General features: G+C 47.8%; 15 protein-coding genes and 1 tRNA gene. 8 read left to right on the forward strand and 8 right to left on the reverse strand.

Features of this window, described 5'->3' with window-relative positions; genetic code table 11:
- Positions 1–58: 58 nt before the first annotated feature.
- Positions 59–1,159, reverse strand: coding sequence for a general secretion pathway protein GspB (locus tag N7386_RS15940; protein ID WP_279769639.1), 1,101 nt, complete (start codon positions 1,157–1,159; stop codon positions 59–61).
- Positions 1,159–2,847, reverse strand: coding sequence for an AAA family ATPase (locus tag N7386_RS15945; RefSeq protein WP_279769641.1), 1,689 nt, complete (start codon positions 2,845–2,847; stop codon positions 1,159–1,161). Before N7386_RS15945 ends, N7386_RS15940 begins: the two co-directional genes overlap by 1 nt.
- Before the next feature lie 174 nt (positions 2,848–3,021).
- Between N7386_RS15945 and N7386_RS15950 the strand changes: the two genes are divergently transcribed.
- Both N7386_RS15950 and N7386_RS15955 read left to right on the forward strand, forming a co-directional pair.
- Positions 3,022–4,272, forward strand: coding sequence for a multifunctional CCA addition/repair protein (locus tag N7386_RS15950; protein WP_279769643.1), 1,251 nt, complete (start codon positions 3,022–3,024; stop codon positions 4,270–4,272).
- Positions 4,273–4,506: 234 nt separating this feature from the next.
- Positions 4,507–4,773 carry an Lpp/OprI family alanine-zipper lipoprotein gene (locus N7386_RS15955; RefSeq protein WP_011623648.1) on the forward strand — a complete coding sequence of 89 codons (267 nt, stop codon included), beginning with the start codon at positions 4,507–4,509 and terminating at the stop codon, positions 4,771–4,773.
- 623 nt (positions 4,774–5,396) lie between these two features.
- On the opposite strand, the gene N7386_RS15960 is transcribed toward N7386_RS15955, so the two are convergent.
- The 4 genes from N7386_RS15960 to folB form a co-directional block, all read right to left on the reverse strand.
- Complete coding sequence (locus N7386_RS15960) at positions 5,397–6,236, reverse strand: putative RNA methyltransferase (RefSeq protein WP_279769644.1); 840 nt, start codon at positions 6,234–6,236, stop codon at positions 5,397–5,399.
- An 83-nt stretch (positions 6,237–6,319) separates the two neighbouring features.
- Entirely contained in the window at positions 6,320–7,120 is an 801-nt protein-coding gene (locus tag N7386_RS15965; protein WP_011717919.1) for an undecaprenyl-diphosphate phosphatase, read from the reverse strand.
- Between the two features lie 18 nt (positions 7,121–7,138).
- Complete coding sequence (folK, locus tag N7386_RS15970; protein WP_279769646.1) at positions 7,139–7,642, reverse strand: 2-amino-4-hydroxy-6-hydroxymethyldihydropteridine diphosphokinase; 504 nt, start codon at positions 7,640–7,642, stop codon at positions 7,139–7,141.
- A gap of 55 nt (positions 7,643–7,697) precedes the next feature.
- Positions 7,698–8,048: a dihydroneopterin aldolase gene (gene folB / locus N7386_RS15975; RefSeq protein ID WP_126511720.1), complete on the reverse strand. Its 351-nt coding sequence runs from the start codon at positions 8,046–8,048 to the stop codon at positions 7,698–7,700.
- 261 nt (positions 8,049–8,309) lie between these two features.
- On the opposite strand from folB, the gene plsY reads away from it, so the two are divergent.
- Positions 8,310–8,921, forward strand: a complete 612-nt coding sequence (gene plsY / locus N7386_RS15980; RefSeq protein WP_011626921.1) for a glycerol-3-phosphate 1-O-acyltransferase PlsY — start codon at positions 8,310–8,312, stop codon at positions 8,919–8,921.
- A 174-nt stretch (positions 8,922–9,095) separates the two neighbouring features.
- Here the strand turns inward: plsY and tsaD are convergent, their stop codons facing one another.
- Positions 9,096–10,112 (reverse strand): tRNA (adenosine(37)-N6)-threonylcarbamoyltransferase complex transferase subunit TsaD, encoded by a 1,017-nt coding sequence (gene tsaD / locus N7386_RS15985; protein WP_011623654.1) that lies wholly within the window; start codon positions 10,110–10,112, stop codon positions 9,096–9,098.
- Between the two features lie 214 nt (positions 10,113–10,326).
- Between tsaD and rpsU the strand changes: the two genes are divergently transcribed.
- The 5 genes from rpsU to N7386_RS16010 all read left to right on the forward strand — a co-directional run bounded on the left by rpsU (position 10,327) and on the right by N7386_RS16010 (position 15,153).
- The gene (rpsU, locus tag N7386_RS15990; protein ID WP_006080725.1) at positions 10,327–10,542 is read left to right on the forward strand and encodes a 30S ribosomal protein S21; all 216 of its coding nucleotides are present in this window, start codon (positions 10,327–10,329) and stop codon (positions 10,540–10,542) included.
- Positions 10,543–10,548: 6 nt separating this feature from the next.
- Positions 10,549–10,992: a GatB/YqeY domain-containing protein gene (locus tag N7386_RS15995; protein ID WP_279769649.1), complete on the forward strand. Its 444-nt coding sequence runs from the start codon at positions 10,549–10,551 to the stop codon at positions 10,990–10,992.
- 83 nt (positions 10,993–11,075) lie between these two features.
- Positions 11,076–12,800 carry a DNA primase gene (gene dnaG / locus N7386_RS16000; protein WP_011626923.1) on the forward strand — a complete coding sequence of 575 codons (1,725 nt, stop codon included), beginning with the start codon at positions 11,076–11,078 and terminating at the stop codon, positions 12,798–12,800.
- Between the two features lie 135 nt (positions 12,801–12,935).
- Positions 12,936–14,786: an RNA polymerase sigma factor RpoD gene (gene rpoD, locus N7386_RS16005; protein ID WP_086903108.1), complete on the forward strand. Its 1,851-nt coding sequence runs from the start codon at positions 12,936–12,938 to the stop codon at positions 14,784–14,786.
- A 290-nt stretch (positions 14,787–15,076) separates the two neighbouring features.
- Positions 15,077–15,153: transfer RNA gene (locus N7386_RS16010), tRNA-Ile, on the forward strand.
- Between the two features lie 226 nt (positions 15,154–15,379).
- Here the strand turns inward: N7386_RS16010 and N7386_RS16015 are convergent.
- The gene (locus tag N7386_RS16015; RefSeq protein ID WP_279769653.1) at positions 15,380–17,500 is read right to left on the reverse strand and encodes a methyl-accepting chemotaxis protein; all 2,121 of its coding nucleotides are present in this window, start codon (positions 17,498–17,500) and stop codon (positions 15,380–15,382) included.
- Positions 17,501–17,518: the final 18 nt, after the last annotated feature.

A 17,518-nucleotide genomic window follows, 5' to 3' on the forward strand; every position in this document is an offset into this window, starting at 1 on the left:
GATTTTAAGCGATAAAAAAGGCGCCCATCGGCGCCTTTTTTGTTTGTAATATAACAAGTTAAATCGCTGGCACCCTAAACTGCTTGCCTTGGATTTCGAGCACCACATCCCGCGGACGAATCGCAATAATCTTTAACTTGCCCCCAATCTGGTCGCCTTCCTGTAACTCTGCACCATCGACATTCAACCAACGCTGACTCGCATCCGTCGAATAAACGTGGGCAACAATATTAAATTCAGGCACTTGTAGCTGTAACCCTGCAGGCAGTTGCCCATATTTAGGAATATCGTCGTTTTCGACCTTAGGTATAGGATCAAGCTTGGGCTCAGTTACCGGCGTCTTAGCCGCTTTCACATATTCCACATCCTTGAGCGCATCCTGAAAATTCGCGACTAACTCATCCTCTTTGCGGCTCTGCGCCGTCTCTAAGCCCACATCGGCCGCCGCCGCATTGACTTGCTCACGCAGTGCCTCGAGTGTCGCTAAGCCCTGACGATTCGCATTAGCGCCCAACATAATAGGCTCTGATTCGCTCGTATCCTGTGGCGCAACGTTTTCGGCAGAGGATTGCTGCGTTCGGGTCGTTTCATCTAAGGCGGCAGACGTCGCCAGATAGTCATCATAGCTAGGATCCGCACTCGCAGAAGCGGATGCAGTGGCAGCCTGAGTTGAACTTATGTTAGAGCTCAGATAAGGCTGAACGTTTGCAGGCGCTTCATTTAATACCTGCTCCCTTGGCAGTGCCACTTTACCCGCTAATCGAAACCCTGACGATTCAGCATAGGTTTGCTCTGATCCAACAGTTTGCAGCGCAGCGCTAGTAACTGCACCTGATGAGGCGCGAACACCTTCGGCAGATGGCTGCACGGTGGAGGCTGTCTGTGGCGTGTATTCAGCCTTTCTATCAGCCATGCTTGGATTGATACTGCTAGGCGCCGCATTTACTATCGACATCGCATTTTGCTGTTGCCAATTCGCCACACCCCACGCCACACCTACACCAAGCGCCACCGCAACGGCGAGCAAGGATAATTTGGCCACGGGGAATGCAGATTTACGCGCCGTAGGATAACTTGCCCTCGGCGTTAATACCGCATCGGGTAAGGGTGAAGTTTGTTGCTGCTTATTACGGGTTACCGCATCGAGTAAAATGGACATTAACTCTGCGCTCCATTATCGGTAAGGCGCGGTCCCTGCTCACTTAAATACAAATTCAGTCTCACTAAGGTTTGATTACCTGCAATCCCGTCGGCCTTTAAACCATGTTGGCTTTGGAAAGCTTTCAGATCGTTCTCTAATTTCAGATCGAATTGAGACACCCGGCGCGAAGGTCGGTTAGCCACATGGGCAAGGGCGTTTTCAAGCCATTGTAATTGCCCAGGACTCGACTTCTGACTGATTTCCAGCATAGGCAAGTTAGGCGCCTGCCAGAGAATTTCAAAGGTGCCACTAAAATGTTGATTGAACCAGGCTCTATCGACCCAAAGCTGCTGCTCGCCCAACTGCATCAATAGCTGATCAGCATCAACGGCTACCACAGCGCCATAAAAATCTTGTTGGTTATCATCCACTAAATACACAACCGCGGGATAATTGAGCCGTGTGAGCGACATCCAATTGCCCTGCTGTTGATAGCAGGAAAGCCCCTGCTCCAGCGCCGACTGGCACGCGGTTAGGCCTTTAAAGGGGACTTTCCCCCACACATTAAAGAGGCCTGCAAAGGCGGTATCGATACTGCGGCTTTGTTTGATGGCCTCCTGCAACACCCGCACACTCGGATCCGGCGCCGCAAGCGTTTGCGGCTCGCTAGCCACTGTCGCACTCTGGGTTGCAGCCAGTGTTTGCTCCGGCTGAATACTATTAGCTTGAGTTGCTGCTTGAGTTGCGGCAGGTGTCGTTTGGCTCACTTGTGTCACAGGCGAATTGGCCACATTGGCAACCGCTGGACTTTCGGTAAATAACCAATAAGACACGCCGAAAGCCACAACCAATGCCGCCGCAATAGCGCTCGGCCACAAGAGTTTATTTTGTTGTGGTTCTTCTTCGCCTAATACTTCAGCCGCCGCTTGTCTCACCATATGGTGATCTATTGGCACCTTAGATTGTGCGTAACCCGCCATCAAGGCACGTTCACACAATAAGTTAATTAACCGCGGAATACCGCCACTGTATTTGTGCAGCACTTTAATTGCTTTGCGAGTAAAAAGCGGTTCGAAACGACCTGCCACCTGTAAACGGTGCAACACATAGAGTGCGATTTCATCTTCATTCAGAGGCAATAGATGATAACGGGCAGTAATACGCTGGGCTAACTGTCTAAGCTCTTGACGTTTAAGCAGCAATTGCAGCTCTGGCTGACCAATTAAGATCACCTGCAGCAGTTTTTTGGTGTCGGTCTCGAGATTGGTGAGCAGCCTTAATTGCTCTAATACTTCGGCACGCAGATGCTGTGCCTCATCGATGATGAGTACGGTATTGCGGCCTTTCTCATGATTAGCCAGTAAAAAACGACTCAGATGGTCAGTGAGTTGTTTAAGGGTTGGGTTTTCACCATAGCTAATCTTCAATTCATCACAGAGCGTGGCGAGTAACTCCAGCTCCGTCAGCGAAGGATTTAAAATAAATGCAGTGTCGGTATTATCAGGCAATTGCCCAAGTAAACAACGAGATACTGTCGTCTTCCCCGTGCCGACCTCCCCCGTCAACAACACAAAGCCCCCAGTTTCACCCAGTCCATAGGTCAAATGGGCTAAGGCCTCTCTGTGCCTGTCACTCAAAAATAAATAATGGGGATTGGGTGCAATCGAAAAAGGGTTATCACTGAGTCCATAAAAGGCCTTGTACATACCACCAATCATCCTAAGCTAAAAATAACGCCCCACGTTAAAACGTCCCAATGATATTGTCAAAACATCCGCAACATGGATGTGACATCCCAATAAATATCTGCACCCAAATTCGACTCGCCATCGCCTCATCATGTTAAGCTAGCTTTATGACACACTAGCTAAAATATTCCTGTGAAAATTTATTTAGTGGGCGGAGCTGTACGAGACAGCCTGCTCAATCTCCCTATAAAAGATAAAGATTTTATGGTTGTCGGCGCGACTCCGGAGCAAATGCAGCAGTTAGGTTATCGCCAGGTAGGTAAAGACTTCCCAGTCTTTTTGCACCCTAAAACCCAACAAGAATATGCATTAGCACGCACAGAGCGCAAAGTCGGCCTCGGCTATGGCGGTTTCAGCTGTTACGCCAGTCCGGATGTCACCCTAGAGCAAGACCTGCTGAGACGCGATTTAACCATTAATGCCATCGCCCAAGATGAGGCGGGTAACTTGTACGATCCTTACCATGGCATCGCCGATATCAACGCGCGTAAGCTGCGACATGTGTCGGTCGCCTTTGCCGAAGATCCGCTGCGAGTATTAAGGGTTGCCCGCTTTGCCGCACGTTTTCATGACTTAGGTTTCGAGATTGCCGATGAAACCATGGCATTAATGCAGCACATGAGCCAAACCGAGGAGTTAACCGCCCTTACCCCAGAGCGCGTCTGGCAAGAAGTCGATAAGAGTCTTGGCAGCCCTCACCCAGAAGTCTTTTTCGAGGTGCTACGCCAATGTGGCGCCTTGAATATTCTTTTCCCTGAGATTGAGGCGCTTTTTGGTGTGCCACAACCTGAAAAATGGCACCCAGAGATAGATACGGGTTTGCACACTATGTTGGTGTTAGCTCAAGCCACCGCTCTGACAGAGGAAAAAGCCGTGCGTTTTGCCGCCCTAGTGCATGACTTGGGTAAAGCATTAAGCCCTAAAGAGCATTGGCCTAAACACCATGGTCATGGACAAAAAGGCTTACCCGTCATTAAAAGTCTGTGTGAACGCTTGCGGATCCCCAACGAGTATCGCGATCTGGCGCTCTTGGTGAGCGACCAACATCAGAATGTGCACCAAGCTTTTGAGTTAAGGAGCGAAACTATCATCAAACTCTTCGATAAAGCCGATTTTTGGCGTAAACCAGAACGGCTGGAGCAACTTCTATTAGCCTGTCTCGCCGATATGCGTGGCCGAACCGGATTCGAGCATCACGCCTATCCACAAGGCGATTATCTTTCTGCTTGTTTTTTAGCCGCCAATACGGTCGATGTGAAGGCTATTATTGCGGCAGGTTTTCAAGGTGTACAGATAAAACAGGCGCTCAATTCGAAGCGGATAGAGGTTGTTGAGCGAGTGAAACTCAACTGGCAGCAATCCCAAGCCAAACAAACGCCATAAAATTGTAATATTTTTGTAAATGCGACCACACTTTCTGGTAAATACAGTGCCATTTTTCGATGAAAAAGGCCGATATAACCGCGAAAAAACGCTTTTAAAAAAAATTTATATGTCTATAGTGGTTAAACGCATTAATATTCGTAGCAAATTAAAATAGCTATGTCATAATTAGGCAGTTTCGATTCCAAAGTGACGAAACATTCAAATCCAACCTATTTTAAGGGATTTTTTACAATGAACAAAAAAGTACTGATGATTGCTGGTTTAGCAATGACTGCCCTACTAGGTGGTTGTGCAAACACTACTGCTCTGGAAGAAAGCGTTGCAACTCTGGGCAACAAAGTTGATCAATTGTCAGCTGATGTTAGCTCTCTGAAATCAGAGCAAAGCAAACTGTCTGCAGACGTTAAAGATGCTAAAGCAGCAGCTATGGACGCACAAGCAGAAGCTAAGCGCGCTAACGACCGTCTAGACAACGTTGCTTCTCGTTACAAGAAGTAATGATAAGTAATTAACCTGTAATTCAGCAGGTTAGCATAAAAGGCTTGAGAAAGATGAAAGCGAATAGCACATCCATCCAAGCCTTTTTTTATGGCCTTAGTTAATCCAAGCACCCATCTTATCTTTAAAAGTCATCTCCAATTTAAACCTACACTTTCTCGGCTCTTTAGCCCTTTACACTCATCATCTCTTTAAAACTCATTCGGCTTAACGGCAATGCCAGTCCAAAACCGAAGTTCATCGCTCATTTGTTTTAAGTGGATTTGATTTTTAATCTCATCCATAAACTGAGATTTTAAGTTTTCTTAATCTCCACGAATCTTTTTGCTTAAAACTTTATTTTTGCCCCAGTGTTATCGTCGGCATTTTAAAGAAACTGCAACGCGACAAACTGAGGCCATTAGGGAAACAAAGGCAATAAACGGGTAATAATTGTGAGAGACAAAAGTGTAATAAAGATAAAGTTTAAGGGACGCCGTTTCGCATTTACATTAAAACAACATAAAAAGCTCGATTAGTATCATAGACTTGCGCAATTCACCCTATTCAAGCACCCAGAAACGCATTCCCTAAACCAATGAATAGATTAAAAAACATCCTATTCAATTAGGTGTTTTGGCCTATTAGGACTCAATTAAAGACTTTTGCGCTAAGACCAAAACAAAATCAATTTCCAGCGTATCGAAGGCTTTCGTCCGAATAAGGTGTTTAACTTGTTCAGAGGCTCGCCACGCATAGGGTGTCATATCCAGCAAGACCAGCGCTTGTTCACCCGTAACGGACAAACTAAATTGCAATTGCTGCTGTTCTTTGACAATTAAACCCGAAGGTAAGTTAATTTGGGGCATTTTTTCAGTCAGTTCCGGATAAATACACTCCCTAATTTGCCACAAATGCCGCGCCCCCGGGATCACCAGTAACATCAAGCCCTGGTCTTTAAGGACTCGAACGCATTCCTTCCCCTTCAACGGCTTATCGACCACGGTAATAAGGTCAATGCAATTGTCGGCAAAAGGCAGCACTTTTGAGGTGCTTAAGCACAGCGCGGCAGGGGTTTGCGCTTTGGCCGCAGCAAAAATAGTATTTTCTGCGTCCGCTACGCCACTGTACTGGACGTTTAGCTCGTTTGTGAGTTTAGGTAGTACAGAAGCTAAAGCTCGCAAATAGAAGCCGTCAGCGCACTCATAGTCCAATAGGCAATCATCCGCTTTCAGATGAGGGGCGATGATCGCCGCCATTTTTTCAACTAAAGGTGAAAAAATCCCCGACTCAAGCAAGAAGCGCTTTGCCCGCACTTGCTGACGAGAGTCGCCAGTTGGCTTTTGCCGTGCTGGTTTAGTAAAAATCCAATAACCCGCTTCGCTTTTATCAAAATGGTGCTTGTTCGCACAGTAAAAACCTTGGGATGCCTGATGCTGCATCAGTGCCGAACCACAGGTAGGACATTGAAATTGAAGGCCCATAACTTACTCCGTTAACGAAAATCCGCGCCTAAAAACACAAAAATCGGGTACTAGACCCGATTTTTAGCCATGACGCCTCTGTATTATAGGAAGATAAATCCACATAACACAGCACCGAGGATGAGGCGGTAAATCACAAATGGCGTCATACCCATACGGCTGATGATTTTTAAGAAATAGTGAATACACAGATAAGCGGCTACAAATGAAATCACAGTGCCAAGTGTCAGTGCTTGATAATCAATGGGAAGCGGGCTTTCAGCCAAATCTTTACCCACTAGAATAGCCGCGCCCAAACTGACAGGCACAGACATCAAAAACGAGAAACGCGCTGCGGCATCACGGCTAAGACCTAACATCAGCGCGGCAGTCATCGTCGCGCCCGAGCGTGAAGTACCAGGAATTAACGCTAGCGCCTGAGCAAAACCAATTAATAGCGCCTTGCGCCAACCCGTTTGATAAACCGTTAAGTCACGGCGTGACATCTTATCCGCCCACCAAAGCAGTAAACCAAAGACCACAGTCGTCACGGCGATAACACCAGCGCTGCGCAGATGGGTTTCGATAAAGTCTTTGGCCATAAAGCCAAAAAACACTGCAGGTAAAGTGGCAAGAATGATCCACCAGGCTAACTTACTGTCATCGGAATGCTGACCTTTCACCATGCTAGCAATCCAGGCCTTGAACATGGCCCAGAGTTCATTGCGAAAATAAATCACCACGGCGAATAATGAACCCGTGTTCACGGCAACGTCGAAGGATAAGCCTTGGTCTTCCCAGCCTAAAAGCTGTGCGGGTAGGATAAGGTGCGCCGAACTAGAAATGGGGAGGAACTCTGTTAATCCTTGAATTAACGCTAAAATAATTACCTGAAACGTATCCATGACAATCCTATCAATCAATTAAAAAGTGAGCCCATGAGGCCATTCAAAGGCTACTGGCCACAGCTTTTGCGACGCTTTATCATATTCATCCCACATTACGGCATAGGTTTTCTGCTGCAATGGGTGAACCAAATCGGGGGCGATTTCCGCTAAAGGCCAAAGCACAAAAGCATTAGTGACAATTTCGGCGCGGGGCAGTACCACAGGGATCTGACAAACGACATCATCGTAAAGCAATAGGTCAATATCTAAGGTTCTTGGACTAAACTTTTTGGCCCCCACCAACCGGCCGTGATTTTGCTCGATTTGCTTAAACTGCGCAACTACCTCAGCAATATTCAGGCTCGTTTGTGCACAGGCCACCATATTTAAAAAGTTAGTGCCATCAAACCCTACGGCTTCACTCTCATACATAGAAGAAAGCTGCAGTGGACCAAAGTGCTCTCGTAATGACTGCAAGCCCGCCTTCAGATAGCGAGAAGGTTCTATATTACTGCCTAAACTAATGTATATACGTGCCATACCCATGTCCGAACCGTCTGCCTAACTAAGCTAAAACCCGAATCTAGAGAACCAATTAGCGTGAGCGTTCAATCTCAACCCCAACGGCAGAGGCCGAAGGCACGGCGCCGGGTTTCATCACCACGACTTTCACCCAATTGACCTTAAACTCATTGAGCACACATTCGGCCACTCGTTCGGCCACGGTTTCGATTAACTCGATGGGCTTTTCGGTGACGAGCTGAGTCAGGCGGTTTGACACCGTTTCATAGCAGAGCGCGTATTGATAGTCGTCAGTTGCCGCCGCGGCCTTATTGTCCCAAGCCATGTCGAGATCCAAAAACAGGCTCTGCTGGATTTTCTTTTCCCATTCATAGACGCCAATCACAGTATCAATACGTAATTGTCGAATAAGCACTTTATCCATACTAATTCCTACTAACTCATGCCAATGAGGTCTGATAAGCTAAACGCGATAGAGTCTGTATAATCCGCCGTTCGATGGAACGACTAATTTACTTTCTACTCGGACCAATCCGAAGTAGGATAACGCCCAAATGGATTTGTTCGTTCAGAAACTATCGCAACTTGATAAGTCGCGTTATCGCTATCGCTTATGACTGAATGCTTGCCAAGAGGCTGTTTAATTGTGGCGCGATAATACCTTAAGACGTGTAAGGAAACCAATGTGAGTCAATTAACACTGACACTTTTGATGATTGTGGCCGCCTATTTAGCCGGTTCTGTCTCAAGTGCTGTGCTAGTGTGTAGGATGAGAGGCCTACCCGACCCCAGATCGCAAGGCTCAGGCAACCCCGGAGCCACCAACGTGCTGCGCATTGGCGGCGCAAGCTCGGCTGCCATGGTGTTATTTTTCGATATGCTTAAGGGCGCCTTACCCACCTATCTTGCCTATTTAATGGGAATCGATGCCATTTCCCTCGGTTTGATCGCAATCGCCGCCTGTCTTGGCCATATCTATCCGATATTTTTTGGTTTTAAAGGTGGCAAAGGTGTGGCGACCGCTTTTGGTGCCATGGCGCCGATTGGTGATGACTTGGCCATCTGCTTGATGGCATCTTGGGTCGTCTTAGTCCTGATCAGCCGCTACTCTTCCCTCGCTGCTATTATCACCGCCCTACTGGCACCACTTTATACTTGGTGGCTGGATGACAGATTTACGATCCCCGTCGCTATGCTCTCAACCCTGATTATCATCCGCCATAAAGAAAATATTCAGCGGTTACTGAAAGGTGAAGAGTCTAAGGTGTCACGTAAAAAGCGTCCTAAAGCACCTTAGTTATGTAACACTCTAGTTACTCAACACCATAGCTATACTAAAAATACTCACGCCGAGAAATGACTTGATAGCTCATTCGAGAAACAATATGCGAGTGACCAATCCAAGAGAACCATAAAAAAAACAGCGCATTATGCGCTGTTTTTTTATTGTTCTTATTTGGCTCGCGATAACCTACGCAACTGGCGGTAAGGTATCGAGCGGCCATCTCGGTTGCCCTTTGACCGCTAAGTCTTCCTGTTGCCCCGCCTTTAAACGCTGCAGGCCAGCAAAGGCAATCATGGCACCATTGTCAGTACAGAATTCACCACGTGGATAATAAACTCGGCCACCGATAGAGGTCATCATCTCGGCCAAGGTTTCCCGTAAGCGCGTGTTGGCGCTCACACCACCGGCTATCACTAAACGGTTATAGCCGGTTTGTTTTAACGCGCGGCGACATTTAATCGCGAGCGTATCGACGACCGCTTCTTCAAAGGCGCGGGCGATGTTCGCGCGGGTTTGCTCATCATCGGGCTCAGCGGCAATGGTATTGGCGGTAAAGGTTTTAAGCCCTGAGAAACTAAAATCGAGTCCGGGTCTGTCGGTCATTGGCCGAGGAAATTGATAACCTGCTGGCTCACCTTTAGCGGCCAGTTTCGCAAGCCGTGGACCACCGGGATAATCCAGCCCCATTAACTTAGCGGTTTTATCGAAGGCTTCACCAGCGGCGTCATCCACCGACTCACCTAAGACTTCATAAAGGCCGATACCATCGACCTTTACTAACATGGAGTGGCCACCAGACACTAACAGTGCCACAAAGGGAAACTCTGGCGCATCGTCTTCCAGCATTGGCGCCAACAGATGCCCTTCCATATGGTGCACACCGATGGCGGGTTTGTTCCAAGCAAAGGCAAGTGAGCGGCCAACACAAGCGCCCACTAATAAAGCACCAATAAGGCCTGGGCCTTTGGTGTAGGCAATCCCATCTAAATCGGCAATTTCGGTATTGGCATTTTTCAGCGCTTGGCGGATCAGCGGGACAATTTTGCGCACATGGTCGCGGGAAGCCAGTTCAGGCACAACCCCACCATAATCCGCATGCAACTTAACCTGACTATATAAAGCATGGGAAAGTAACCCTAGCTTATCGTCATAGACGGCAATACCTGTCTCGTCACAAGATGTCTCAATACCTAGAACCCGCATGGTGCCTCATATCCAAATTACCAAAGGGCGCTAATTCTACCTGTATGATGGCAATTACTCCAGCCGCCGATCATCATATTCCTGTGGCCAAACCCGCCACACAGGATTAGGGCTTTACAAGCCTAGTTGTCTCGGTATAAAATTCCGCACCATTTTAAATACACTTGGTTCAAGCAATTGAACCACACAACCTACACCTAAGGGGTGATGGCGTATGCCAATTATTAAAGTACGTGAAAACGAACCATTCGACGTAGCTCTGCGTCGTTTCAAGCGCTCTTGTGAAAAAGCTGGTATTTTAGCTGACGTGCGTGCTCGTGAATTCTACGAGAAGCCAACTACTGCACGTAAGCGCGCTAAAGCAGCTGCAGTTAAACGTTTAGCTAAAAAGCTTTCTCGCGAAAACGCACGTCGCGTACGTTTATACTAATCTCTTATGAGCCTAATTGATCAGCTAAAAGACCATATGAAACAGGCCATGATCGCCAAAGAGAAGGCGAGATTGAGTACTATTCGTATGGCACTTGCAGCCATCAAACAGATTGAAGTGGATACCCGCGAAAGCCTGAATGATGAGCAGGTTATAGCTGTCTTAACCAAAATGGTGAAACAACGTCGCGATTCGATTGCTCAATATGAAGCAGCGGGTCGTAGCGAGTTGGCCGCAGCAGAAGCAGAAGAGATTCAAGTTATTGAAACTTTCCTGCCGACTCCCCTCTCTGAGGCGGAAATTGCCGCGTTCATCGATGCCGCTATTGCTGAAATAGGCGCATCCTCCATGGCGGATATGGGCAAAGTAATGGGAGCATTAAAACCTAAAGTTCAAGGACGTGCAGACATGGGCGCTATCGGCGCTATGATCCGTGCAAAATTGCAATAATTAGCGTTTCAATGTATGAACAAGCCGTGCCTATGCGCGGCTTGTTTGTTTAAATTCGCGCAAGGCGAGATTTTAAGCACTCAATGGCAATACCTCGTGATTTTATCAATGAGCTAATCGCTCGCACCGACATTGTCGAACTTATCGACCGCAAGGTGCCCTTGAAAAAGGCGGGTAAAAACTACTCGGCCTGTTGTCCTTTTCATAGCGAAAAATCACCTTCGTTTACCGTTAGCCGCGATAAACAGTTTTATCATTGTTTTGGCTGCGGTGCCCACGGCAACGCCATCGATTTTGTGATGGAGTACGACAGACTCGACTTTGTCGATGCCATAGAAGATCTTGCCGGACAACTGGGCTTAGAAGTCCCAAGGGAACAAGGCACGGGTAAACGCCAAGACGATGGCCTAAGCCGTGATCTATACCAATTAATGGAAGAAGCGAGCCGCTTTTTTCAAACTCAGTTAAGACAACACCAAGACAAGCAAAAAGTCATCGACTACCTCGCCTATCGCGGATTATCCGATGATATTGTTGAGCATTTTGGGATTGGTTTTGCGCCCGACGGTTGGGATGGCTTATTAAGCCGCTACCGACACAGTCAAGATGCACAGGATAAACTCCTGACCGCAGGCATGCTAATCAGTAATGATAGCGGTAAAAGATACGACAGATTCCGTGACCGCCTGATGTTTCCTATTCGCGACCGCCGTGGTCGTGTGATTGGATTTGGTGGCAGAGTATTGGGAGATGGCACCCCCAAGTACTTGAATTCGCCAGAAACGCCCATATTTCATAAGGGCAATGAACTCTACGGCCTATACGAGCTAAAACAACGTCATCGCGATCCCGATAAAGTACTGATTGTCGAAGGCTATATGGATGTGGTTGCCCTCGCCCAATATGGCGTGGATTACGCGGTCGCCTCCCTTGGCACCTCGACGACGGCTGAACAATTCCAATTGTTGCTGCGTAGTGCTAAGGAAGTGATTTGTTGTTATGACGGCGATAGAGCCGGTAATGAGGCCGCCTGGCGCGCCTTAGAAACCGCTTTACCCCTACTCAAACCTGGGGACAAAGTGCGTTTTATGTTTTTACCCCAATCTGAAGATCCGGATTCAATGGTTCGTAAGATTGGTAAAGACGCCTTCGAGCAAATGATGGAAAGTGCCATCACGCTGCCCGAATTTTTGTTTGATACATTAGCGACAAAATTTGGTACCGATAAAGGTAACTTAGCCAAACAAGCCTTTGGCCTAATTGAAAAAATTCAAGATACTGTGCTGCAAAACCTACTGCTTGAGAACTTAGCTCACAAGTTAGGCATGAACAGCTCAGACGATATGAAGAAAAAACTGGGTTTTAGTGTCAAACAAACTAAGCCCACAGCATCAACGGGACTCAAAGGACGCGGTACGCCATTGCGACTTGCCATCGCCTTGTTAGTACAGCATCCCGAGCTGGGCGTGGGATTATCCCCACAACCGGCATTAAACCATCTGCAAATGCCAGGCATCGACTTGCTGCCATTGCTGTTGGAATTAACACGAGAGCATAGGTTAAACAGCGCACAACTACTTGAGCAATTCAGAGACAGCCCCCACAGCGGGACGCTGCATAAATTAGCCCAATGGGACCATCAAGTGGCGGATGAAAACCTGCTCGAAAAGTTTAAACAGACCCTGGTTTGGTTGAACAATCAATATATTGAGCAACGATATCAGGAATTGAGTCTAAAACAGACCCATACTAAGGAAGAGAAGATCCAGCTGCAGAAGCTGATCTCAGTCATGAAAGGACTAAACTGAGGCAAAAATGTCCTCAATCAGTATCCCAGTGACTAGCACAGGTAAGTGCACATGGCTATAATTGACGATTTGCGCGGCACTTAGCACAGGCTAACTGTCCGTCGTTGTAACAGTTTCCCAACTTGGATGATATCTATGGATCATACTCCGCAGTCGCAACTCAAGCTGTTGCTTGCCAAAGGTAAAGAGCAAGGTTACTTAACCTATGCAGAAGTGAACGATCACTTACCTGCAGACATGGTCGATTCTGACCAGATCGAAGATATTATCCAGATGATAAATGACATGGGTATTCGGGTGTTCGAAGAAGCACCAGATGCCGATGACATGATGATGTCGGAAGACAACACAGACGAAGATGCAGCGGAAGAAGCCGCAGCCGCCCTTGCCACAGTAGAAAGTGAGCTAGGCCGCACCACAGACCCAGTGCGTATGTACATGCGCGAAATGGGTACCGTTGAACTGCTGACCCGTGAAGGCGAAATCGTTATCGCCAAACGCATCGAAGAAGGCATCAACACAGTTCAAAGCTCTGTCGCCGAATACCCACAAGCGATCGCCATGATCCTTGAGCAGTACGACCAGTACGAAGCCGACGAACTGCGCCTGTCTGATATTATCTCTGGATTTGTTAACCCGGACGAAGAAGACTTAGGTCCAACCGCGACTCATATCGGTTCTGAATTATCGGAAGAAGATCTCGATGATGAAGATGACGATGAAGACGACGAAGACGAAGACGGTGATGGCGAAGGCGATGATGATGGCAACAAGGGTCCCGATCCTGAAGAAGCGCGTGAACGCTTTAGCCAATTAAGAACCGCCTACGAAAACGCGCTTAAGATCATCGATGCCAAAGGTCGTGAACACCCAGAATCGATTCAAGCACTGTTTGAAATCGGCGAAATTTTCAAAGAGTTCCGCCTCGTACCTAAGCAATTCGACCGCTTAGTGAAAAGCATGCGCTCTATGATGGACCGCGTACGCGTTCAAGAGCGTCTACTGATGAAGCTCTGTGTCGAACAGGCCAAAATGCCGAAGAAGAACTTTGTTAAATTCTTCACTGGTAACGAAACCAATCTCGATTGGTTCGATGCAGAAAAGAACTCAAACAAGCCTTATGCCGAAGGCTTAAGAATGGTTGAAGAAGACGTACAGCGTTGCCGTAGCAAGCTGGCCGCCATCGAAGAAGAAACCGGCTTAGTGATTGCCGCCATTAAAGACATCAACCGTCGTATGTCAATCGGTGAAGCCAAGGCTCGCCGTGCGAAGAAAGAAATGGTTGAGGCAAACTTACGTCTGGTAATTTCTATCGCGAAGAAATACACCAACCGTGGTCTGCAATTCTTGGATCTTATCCAAGAAGGTAACATCGGTCTGATGAAGGCCGTTGATAAGTTCGAATACCGTCGTGGTTACAAGTTCTCGACCTATGCAACTTGGTGGATCCGTCAGGCAATCACCCGCTCAATCGCGGACCAAGCCCGTACGATCCGTATTCCAGTACATATGATCGAAACCATCAACAAGCTGAACCGTATCTCTCGTCAAATGCTGCAGGAAATGGGTCGTGAGCCCTCACCTGAAGAACTGGCAGAGCGTATGATGATGCCGGAAGATAAGATCCGTAAGGTACTGAAAATCGCTAAAGAACCTATCTCCATGGAAACCCCTATCGGTGACGATGAAGATTCGCATTTAGGTGATTTTATCGAGGATACCACCCTCGAATTACCACTGGACAGCGCCACCAGCGAAAGCCTGAAGAGCGCCACCCATGAGGTATTAGCAGGCTTAACGGCCCGTGAAGCGAAAGTACTGCGTATGCGTTTTGGTATCGACATGAATACCGACCACACGTTGGAAGAAGTGGGTAAACAATTTGACGTAACCCGTGAGCGTATCCGTCAAATCGAGGCGAAAGCCCTGCGTAAACTGCGCCACCCTTCACGTTCGGAAATCTTAAAGTCGTTCTTAGACGAATAGTAAAGCGAAGCATCGATTCTAAGCCCCGCCTAGCGGGGCTTTTTATTGCCCCCATTAACATCCCCTAAAATTCCCCCTGAATAGCTATTGCTAAGCTCTCTTTCAAAATCAGATGGTTAAAAATTACTTCTCCATTCAGACGATATGAAGTCCAGAAGCAAAAACCACAGTTGATTAACAGATAACCACTTGAATCAATTCGGTGAATTTCATCAAAAAACACGGGTGACAAGCGCAAACAAGCTTAGTATACTGCCACTCGCTTTAGGTAATGACGATTGCCTTTAGTCGGCCCCTTAGCTCAGTTGGTTAGAGCACACGACTCATAATCGTTAGGTCCACGGTTCAAGTCCGTGAGGGGCCACCACCCAATTCAACAAAAAAGCCCATTTGATAATGGGCTTTTTTGTGTCTGTCATCTGTCGATATTCACTCATCCCCACCCACTTCATTTCCAATAACCATTCAAACGTGATTTCGATTTGCCCTTTTAGGCTATTGCTAAAATAAGACCAAAAACAAAGGCGCTGAGTGAAATTCACTTAAGCGCCTTGGTGACTTTCCCTTGTGCAAGCTGTGCAAGGATACTCGATTTAGGTCTTTAACTTACCTAATTGTTGATGCTGCTGTTTCACCAGTTCGGCGAGGACCACACTGCTTTGCTGCGCTTCACCCGCAAGGCGCGCCAGCTCCGAGGCCGAATCGGAAATCCCTGTGATATTACGGTTAACTTCTTCAGTTACCGCGCTTTGCTCCTCCGCTGCAGCGGCAATATGCGTCACCTGAGAAGAGATTTCCTCTATTTGACTGACCATAGAGTTAAGCGAGGTGAGCGCTTGCTCGGTTTGCGACACGGCCATTTGCGCACGCTCAGCACCTTTATCGATAATACCTGAGGCACTATTTACTTCTTGCTGCAGGGCATCGATTAATACGCTGATATCATCGGTCGAACTTTGGGTTTTAGAAGCAAGCGCCCTCACCTCATCGGCCACTACGGCAAAACCCCGTCCTTGTTCACCGGCCCGCGCCGCCTCAATTGCAGCGTTCAACGCCAGCAAGTTGGTTTGCGCGGCAATTGAACTAATCACCTCGAGAATACGGCTGATATTAGTGCTACTTTCAGCCACTTTGCTCACGGCCACTTTCGCCTGCATCGACTCCTGCGACATTGTGGTTACGTATTCCATGGCCTTAGTCAGGCTCTCTTCGCTGAGACGTACATTACGGGACATGGCTTCAGTTTCCGCAGCCGTTTGTTCAGAGGCTTTCGCCACTTCAAGCGCCGTGGCACTCATCTCATTGACCGCGGTTACCACGCTCTCGATTTCGCCATACTGGCGATGGACACTATCGCGGGTCAACTCCGCAATTTGCGCCGAGGAGAGACTTTCCTCCTGAGTGCGTCCCGCGAGCGTTTTTAACTCGCTGATCAAGTCTTTCAACTTATGGATAAAGGAGTTAAAGCCTTTACCCAGTGCAATCAGTTCTGCATGGGCATCGACCACAATGGATTGGGTTAAATCACCATCGGCACTGGCCAAGTGTTCCACACGGCCTTGGATCATCCTCAGCGGCGCAATAATGCTGCGGATCACTATGCTGATGGTAACCACGGCGAGAATGGACACGGCTAAACCGACCATCAACAAGATGCTGCCAAGGGATGTGGCCATTTCATCCATTTTGTCGTTCAACTCAATGGAGCTCTTAAAGGCTTGGGCTTTAGGGACTTCGATGGCCAATGACCATTCCGCTTTCGCCAGTGGGATTTTTATCGGATAGGCCACGATAATCTCATCATCGCTTGCCATATAACCGCCATTTTTATGTAACGCGACTATCTGTGAAGCAAGTTTAGGGTCAATAGATTCGCTCAGAGGACGCGCTTTTTTGCTGTAATGGCTCGCGGCGACCACTAAACCACGGGTACTGAGTAGGGTCACTTTAGCTTGACCGCCATAGAGACTCTTGGAGAGCTTATCAATCAGCGCTTGAAACACCGGCAAGTTCACATCGACGCCCACCACCCCGATGAACTGTTTATGTTTCACCACTGGGACGGTTAAAGATGTCATCAAAGCCGTATTACCAGGGCTGATCTCATAGAGATAAGGCTCCATTAAACAAGGTTTTAGGGTTTCCTTGGCACAGAGGTACCATTCGGCTTCTCGGATCCCAAACTCGTTTAAGGTCGTCACATATTTCTCAGCTGAATCATCAACTTGATGATGTTCGACCGTACCATCATCGTTGCGAGTGTAATACACCTCCAATGCCCCCGATGATGCGACGCTGTGGCTAACCTCAACATTTAAAAATTCGCTGTCGAGTCCGTCGTAACCATTAGGCTCAAACTGCGCATACATGGAGGATATCTGGTTGTTTTTCTTTAATACCGCCGCCACGGCCAGCTCTAAACGGTCACGCTTTAATGGCAGATCTTCCGCCGTGCTCTCCAACATGCCGGAAAAGGAAAACGGGATCCGATAGGCTTCATTGATAAAGCCCGCCACCATCTCGCCATATTCGCCCGCACGGGCTTCGAGTTTGTCACGGGTTTCCGTTTGTAGTGTCTCTTGTACCTGATTAGACAGCTCTGTGTTTTGGTCCGAAAGGGTCCACCAGAGGCTGATGGAGAGAATGGCGACAATTGAGAGGAATAAGGCGGAAGTGATCCACAACAACTTAGTACTGATGGACAAATGCTTCATCGAGTAAACTCCAAAAGA

This window comes from Shewanella sp. GD04112 (genome assembly GCF_029835735.1).
In the GTDB taxonomy this organism is placed as follows: Bacteria; Pseudomonadota; Gammaproteobacteria; order Enterobacterales; family Shewanellaceae; genus Shewanella.